The organism is Micropruina sp., assembly GCF_047607385.1.
In the GTDB taxonomy this organism is placed as follows: Bacteria; Actinomycetota; Actinomycetes; order Propionibacteriales; family Propionibacteriaceae; genus Micropruina.
The window spans coordinates 1-5,906 of the sequence record NZ_JASGDE010000192.1 but is presented as its reverse complement, the minus strand read 5'-3'; the positions used below and the strand labels follow the sequence as shown (position 1 = coordinate 5,906).

5 protein-coding genes are annotated in these 5,906 nt (G+C 70.0%); 2 read left to right on the top strand and 3 right to left on the bottom strand.

The window, feature by feature from the left end; translation table 11 throughout:
* Positions 1–145 precede the first annotated feature (145 nt).
* Complete coding sequence (locus QM582_RS16805; RefSeq protein ID WP_415086326.1) at positions 146–1,282, bottom strand: mannitol-1-phosphate 5-dehydrogenase; 1,137 nt, start codon at positions 1,280–1,282, stop codon at positions 146–148.
* A 1-nt stretch (position 1,283) separates the two neighbouring features.
* On the bottom strand, positions 1,284–3,299 hold the full coding sequence (locus tag QM582_RS16800) for a PTS mannitol transporter subunit IICBA (RefSeq protein WP_415086324.1): 2,016 nt from the start codon (positions 3,297–3,299) through the stop codon (positions 1,284–1,286).
* Positions 3,300–3,578: 279 nt separating this feature from the next.
* Here QM582_RS16800 and QM582_RS16795 point away from each other — a divergent pair, with 279 nt between their 5' ends.
* Positions 3,579–4,577: a sugar-binding transcriptional regulator gene (locus QM582_RS16795; protein ID WP_415086323.1), complete on the top strand. Its 999-nt coding sequence runs from the start codon at positions 3,579–3,581 to the stop codon at positions 4,575–4,577.
* The gene (locus QM582_RS16790; protein ID WP_415086321.1) at positions 4,574–5,389 is read left to right on the top strand and encodes a phosphotransferase enzyme family protein; all 816 of its coding nucleotides are present in this window, start codon (positions 4,574–4,576) and stop codon (positions 5,387–5,389) included. Before QM582_RS16795 ends, QM582_RS16790 begins: the two co-directional genes overlap by 4 nt.
* Here QM582_RS16790 and QM582_RS16785 read toward each other — a convergent pair.
* Positions 5,379–5,906: PTS sugar transporter subunit IIA (locus tag QM582_RS16785; RefSeq protein ID WP_415086320.1), on the bottom strand; the 528-nt coding region annotated here is incomplete at its 5' end. The two genes, QM582_RS16790 and QM582_RS16785, sit on opposite strands and share 11 nt — an antisense overlap.

The following is a 5,906-nucleotide window of genomic DNA, read 5'->3' as shown; positions in this document are numbered from 1 at the left end:
AGAACCGTCCCCAACCGTTGAGAACCGTCCCCAACCGTTGAGAACCGTCCCCAACCGTTGAGAACCGTCCCCGACCAGCGAGAACCGTCCCCGACGAACGACGGCGCCCCGGGAATCCCGGGGCGCCGTTCGTTGGTGTGTCGGGTCAGGCCTTCCGGGCCGCGAAGACCTCCAGGACGGACGGGTAGAGCGGATGGCTCGGCTCCAGCCCGGTGATCTGCGCCACCGCGTCCTCGGGGGTCAGTTCGCCGAGCAGCCGCTGCAGCTCCACCGCCTCCGGATCCTCGGTGGTGTCGAACCGGAGTCCGGCACCGATGGCGGCCAGCAGGCCGTCGCAGGACATCCCGCGCTCGGCCAGTTGGGACGCCGGCGAGATGAACCGGTCGTGCCGGCTCAGCTTGCGCAGCGGCCCGCGTCCGACCCGGAGCGTGGTGTCGGGCAGGAACGGGTTGGCGAACCGCTTCAGGATCTTCGACACGTACGCGCTCTGCACCACGTCGTCGATGCCGTGCTTGGCGACGATCAGCGATTTGGTGTCGGCCAGCGCGTCGGCCACCTTCGCCGCCACGGACGGGTCGGCCAGCGCGTCGGAGATCTTCTCGATGCCCGCGGCGTAGCCGAACCAGGCCGCGGTGGCGTGGCCGGTGTTCACCGTGAACAGCTTGCGCTCGATGTAGGGCTCCAGGTCCTCCACCCAGGTCACCCCGGGGATCTCGGGCACGTCGCCCTCGAACGGCGGCGTCTCGATGGCCCACTCGAAGTAGTTCTCCACCGTGACGTCGAGCCCGGCGTCCGGCGCCTGGGCCGGGACGATCCGGTCCACCGCGGTGTTGGCGAACAGCGCCCGGTCGGCCAGGTCGTCGCCGGCGTAGTTGACCTCGACCTCCGCCTTCAGGATGTCGGTGCCGTTGATCGCGTTCTCGCACGCCATCACCGCCACCTTGGACGCCCCGGCCGGACGCGCCGCGATGCCGGCCGCGATGGCCGGCGCCACGAACTTCAGGATGTTCGCCCCGACCGCCGTGGTGACGATGTCGGCCGACGCGATGGCGGCGGTCAACTCGTCGGCCTGCTTGGCCGAGTTGAGGGCGGAGTACCCGCGCACCACGGTGGTGCGCGGGTCGTCCCCCACTTCGTGGACGGCGTAGGACTCCGAGTTCTGGAGTCCCTCGATCAGGGCATCGGCCACGTCCGCGAACACCAGTTCGTAACCGGCGTTGCTGAGCAACAGCCCAACGAACCCACGACCGATATTGCCGGCTCCGAAGTGCACTGCCTTCATGTCAGCCATTCACCTTTCCGAATGCGTCCCGCACCTGCGCCGGGGACGCCGCCTGCTCGAGGCCTGCGATCTGCTGCTCGTCGAGGAACACCTCGGCGATCTTCCCCAACAGTTCCAGATGATCGTTGCCGGCGCCGGCGATACCGATGACGAACTTCACCGGATTGCCGTTCCAGTCGATCCCGTTCGGGTAGCGGACCACCGAGATCGACGACTTGGTGATCATCGACTTGGCCTCGTTGGTGCCGTGCGGGATGGCCAGCAGGTTGCCCATGTAGGTGGACACCGACTTCTCCCGCTCGTGCATCGCCGCGACGTAGCCGGAACCGACATTGCCCGAAGCCACCAGCAGGTTGCCGGCCTCGGTGATGGCGCCGTCGCGGTCGGTGGCGGTGCCTTCCAGGACGATCGAGGACAGCTTCAGCACCGCGTCCGCCTCGTCGACCTCGTGGGCCTCGGCCGGCTCCGTGCTCGCCACGTCCGCCGCCGCGGTCGCCAGCGCGGACGCCGGGGCCGGGGCGGGTGCCTCAGCGGGCGCCGCCGGAGCCGGAGCCCCGCCGTTGGTCTGCTGCAGCAGCTCGACCACCTCGTCGTAGCGCGGGCTGGCCATGAAGTTGTCCACCGAGACGTGGATCGCCGACGGCGTGCCCTGCTTGGCCCGGTCGGTCAGGTCCTGATGGCTGACCACCAGGTCGAAGGTGTCGGTCAGGTTCGAGATCGCCTTGTTGACCACGGTCACCTCCTTGAACCCGGCCGCCTGGATCTTCTTGCGCAGCACCGAGGCACCCATCGCCGAGGACCCCATGCCGGCGTCACAGGCGAAGACGATGTTCTTGATCGGGCCGCGGGCGGCACCCGGACCCGAATCACCCACCAGGGACGCCGAGATCGAGGACTTCTTGCCCTTCATCTGCTCCATGGACGCCGTCGCCGCCGCCAGGTCGTCGTCGCCGCCCTTGGCACCCTTCAGCAGGAAGAAGCCGACCACGAAGGACACCGCCGCGGCACCCAGCACCGCCACGGTCGCCATGATCGGGTTGTTGGCCTGCAGCCAGATCATGATGATCGAGCCGGGAGCGGCCGGAGCCCGCAGTCCGACACCGAACAGCACGTTCAGGAACACACCGGTCATGCCGCCGGCGATGCCGGCCACGATCATCACCGGCTTCATCAGCACGTACGGGAAGTAGATCTCGTGGATGCCGCCGAAGAAGTGGATCAGTGCGGCACCGGGGGCCGAGCCCCGGGCGGCGCCGCGGCCGGCGATGCTGTAGGCCAGCAGGATGCCCAGGCCGGGACCCGGGTTGGCTTCCAGCAGGAACAGCACCGAGCTGCCGGTCGACTGCGCGGCCTGCAGACCCAGCGGGGTCAGCACGCCGTGGTTGATCGCGTTGTTCAGGAAGAACACCTTGGCCGGCTCGATGAAGATCGAGGTCAACGGCAGCAGGCTGCGATCGACCAGGAAGCCGACCGCCAGGCCGAGCGCCGCGGTGATCCCCAGCACGATCGGGGCCAGCACGAACATGCCGACGATGGTCATGATGGCGGCGATGATGCCGGCCGACAGGTTGTTGACCAGCATCTCGAAGCCCGCCGGGATCTTGCCCTCGACGGCGCGGTCGAACAGCTTCATCACCCAGGCGGTGAGCGGGCCCATGATCATGGCGCCCAGGAACATCGGGGCACCCTTGCCGTCCGGCCCGAGGAACACCTCGCTGCTGGTGGCCATGATGATGCCGATGACGCCGACGGCACCCACCACGCCGCCACGGACGTCGTGCACCATCTTGCCGCCCGCGTAGGCGATCAGGATCGGCAGCATGTAGGTGATCATCGGACCGACCATGGTGGCGATCTTCTCGTTGGGGAACGGCCCGTTCTCGATGAACAGGGCGGTGATCAGGCCCCAGGCGATGATGCCGCCGATGTTGGGCATGATCATGTTGGACAGGAACGTCCCGAACTTCTGTACTTGGATCCGCACCGAGGTCTTCGGCGCGGCAGCGGTAGTAGACATATGTCTCCTCAAGGTTCTGCCCGGGGCCGGCCGCGTTGCTCTTGATGGGCCCCGTGCATTGCGATCCCAAAACAGTAGACCCGACCTGCATCGAGAGCTATAGACCGCTGGCGCGGCACGCCGAGATCGGCCCTCCGGGGCTCATCTGCGCACTCGTCCACCCCGCAAATCCCCCAGTCGGCGCGCCGAAACGGGATCCGCCCCAGGCCTCGGCCCGGGCGCCGGCGGCGGGGCGCGTCCGGCACCCTGGAGTGGAATTCTGATACCGTCCACACTCAAATGAGCGCTTCCGTCCTGCGGTCCCCGGCCGCCTTCAAGGGTCCCGCCGAACTCGTGCTGGCCGCCGAGATCGCGCACCGCCACTTTCTGGAGGGACGCACCAAGGTCGAGATCGCCGACGAGCTCGGGCTGAGCCGGTTCCGGGTGGCCCGGCTGCTGCAGTTGGCCCGCCAGGAGGGCGTGGTGCAGATCGAGATCCGGCACTCCGGGATCATCGACCTGGACCGGTCGATCCGGCTGCGGGAACGGTTCGGGCTGGAGCACGCGGTGGTGATCGACTGCCCCGACGACGACCCGCACACGCTGCGGGCCAGCCTGGGCGCCGCCGCCGCGGACCTGCTCGCCGAGGTGGTCAGCGCCGGCGACCTGATCGGCCTGGCCTGGGCGCGCTGCATCCAGTCGATGGTGCGCCAGGCGCGGCGACTGCCGCAGGCGTCCGTGGTGCAGTTGACCGGGGTGCTGCCCCCGGCCCGGGACGCCTCCGGCACCAGCGACGACACCGCGGTGGACGTCGTTCGCGACCTGGCCCGGGTCACCAAGGGCCCGGCCTACCTGTACTTCGCACCCTTCCTGGTGCCGGACGCCAGCACGGCCCGGGCGCTGCGCGGCCAGCCGGAGATCGTCCGGGCCTTCAACCGGGCGTCCTCGGCCGATGTCGCGGTGGTCGGGATCGGCGGCTGGGCGCCCGGGCTGTCCACCCTGTTCCAGGCCGCGACGCCCGCGGAGCGGGTGGAACTGGCCCGCTCCGGGGTATGCGCCGAGATGGCGGGGGTCTGCCTGGACGCCGACGGCACGCCGCTGCACACCACCCTCAACGACCGGATGATCAGCGTGGACGCCGCCCGGCTGGACGCGGTGGCCCAGCTGATCGCGATCCCCTACGGCACCGACAAATGCCCGGCGGTGCTGGCCGCGCTGCGCAGCGGCCTGGTCACCATGCTGGTCACCCACTCCTCGCTGGCCGAGGCGTTGCTCGTCCACGACCAGCCGTCCCGGTGAGCCCGGCCGACGAGCCGGCCGAGCCCGGCGAGGTGATGCTGGTCGGCGGCACCGCGAACCGCGGCCGGGTGGTCCGGCGCGGCGCTGCCGTGCACCGTCCGCCGGGGCCGAACAGCGCGGCCGTGCACGCGCTGCTGGATCATCTGCGACGGGTCGGCTTCGACGGCGCGCCCCGGTTCCTCGGCATCGACGGACGCGGCCGCGAGGTGCTCGACTTCGTCCCGGGCGACACGGTCGTCCGGCCGCACGCGCCGTGGATGTTCGGCGACGACGCGCTGCGCAGCATGGCGCGGCTGCTGCGGCGCTACCACCAGGCGGCGTCCGGATTCGACGTGACCCCGTGGCGCTGGTCGCGTCCCCCGCCGGAGCCGTTCCGGGGTCCGCTGGCCTGCCACAGTGACCTCAACCCGGCCAATGTGGTGTTCCGGGACGGACGCGCGGTGGCGTTGATCGACTTCGACCTGGTCGGCCCCGGCCTGCCGGTCTGGGACGTGGCCGCGGCCGCTCGGCTGTGGGCGCCGCTGAAACCCGACGAGTACATCGCCGACTCGCGCCGCGGCCGGACGGCGGAACGCCTCGGCATCTTCCTGCGCGCCTACGGCGGCGATTTCGATCCCGAACAGTTCGTGGACGCCGTCGCGGCCAACCACGACTGGCTGTACCAGGTGGTCGAGGACGGCTCGGAGGCCGGCAACCCGGGTTTCGTCGACTACTGGGGCCGGATCGAACCACAGGTGGCCGAACTCCGGGCCTGGTACCAGGACCGGCGCGGCGAGTTGGTCACCGCGGCGACGGCAGGCCTCAGCCGTTGACCTTGGCCATGACCGCCTGCACCTCGGCGGGCGTGGTGGCCTGCTCCAGCACGGCGATCTTGGCCTCGTCCAGGAACACCTCGGCGATCCGGCCGAGCAGTGCGAGGTGGTCGCCCCCGGCGCCGGCGATGCCGATCACGAACTTCACCGGGTTGCCGTTCCACTCCAGCACGTTCGGGTAGCGGACCACCGAGATAGCCGACGTGCTGATCTGGTCCTTGTAGGAGTTGGTGCCGTGCGGGATGGCCAGCAGGTTGCCCATGTAGGTGGACACCGACCGCTCTCGCTCCCGCATCGAGTCGATGTAGTCCTCGCCGACCGCGCCGGAGGCGACCAGCAGCCGGCCGGCCTCGGCGATCGCCTCGTCCTTGCTGGTGGCGGTGCCGTGCAGCTCGATGGAGCGCAGCTTGAGCACCGCCGTCTCGTCGTCGATCGCGACGACCGGCTCCGATGCCACCGGTGCGGCGGGTGTCGCCGGCGCGGCGGGTGCCGCCGGAGCCGGAGCGGGCGCCGGGGT

What these genes read in the sequence shown, in the direction of transcription:
- QM582_RS16805 (WP_415086326.1), bottom strand. Translation starts at nt 1,282, where the DNA reads ATGAAGGCAGTGCACTTCGGAGCCGGCAATATCGGTCGTGGGTTCGTT.
- QM582_RS16800 (WP_415086324.1), bottom strand. Translation starts at nt 3,299, where the DNA reads ATGTCTACTACCGCTGCCGCGCCGAAGACCTCGGTGCGGATCCAAGTA.
- QM582_RS16795 (WP_415086323.1), top strand. Translation starts at nt 3,579, where the DNA reads ATGAGCGCTTCCGTCCTGCGGTCCCCGGCCGCCTTCAAGGGTCCCGCC.